We start from the raw sequence: 484 nt of genomic DNA on the forward strand, positions 1-484 counted from the left end.
AGTTTAAGCGAACTTTAGTTTTGCACCCGTCGGGTGCGGCAAAAATTGTTTGAAGTCTGTCTTTGAGACAGGTCAAAAATTTTGCCTGAGGATTTGGGGGCCACGAGCGCCCTTGACTTTTCGGAGTTACCTGATAGAATCTATCTCCGTTGAGCGTGATTGGGGAATGGTGCAACGGCAGCACGCCTGACTCTGGATCAGGTAATCGGGGTTCGAATCCCTGTTCCCCAGCCAATCAAGCGAAAAGTGGCCCCATCGACTAGCGGCCTAGGTCGTAGCCCTCTCAAGGCTAAAACACGGGTTCGAATCCCGTTGGGGCCACCATTGATTTTATCGATGATAGCGATTTGTAAAAAAGAGAGCCCTCCAGAAGGCTCTCTTTTTTTATGGTTCCTCGTTATTCTGTGTGGGTAAGGAACTATTCAGTCAAATTCAAATGTCCTGCGACGAGGTAAATCATATCGATGAAGGTCTGTTTGTTTCG

The 484-nt window shown here is 47.9% G+C and carries 2 tRNA genes; both read left to right on the forward strand.

Annotated elements, in window-relative coordinates:
- The first annotated feature begins 160 nt into the window (after positions 1-160).
- A tRNA-Gln gene (locus EII26_RS12930) sits at positions 161-234 on the forward strand.
- A gap of 14 nt (positions 235-248) precedes the next feature.
- Positions 249-324, forward strand: a tRNA-Glu gene (locus tag EII26_RS12935).
- Positions 325-484: the final 160 nt, after the last annotated feature.

This window comes from Fretibacterium sp. OH1220_COT-178 (assembly GCF_003860125.1).
In the GTDB taxonomy this organism is placed as follows: Bacteria; Synergistota; Synergistia; order Synergistales; family Aminobacteriaceae; genus CAJPSE01.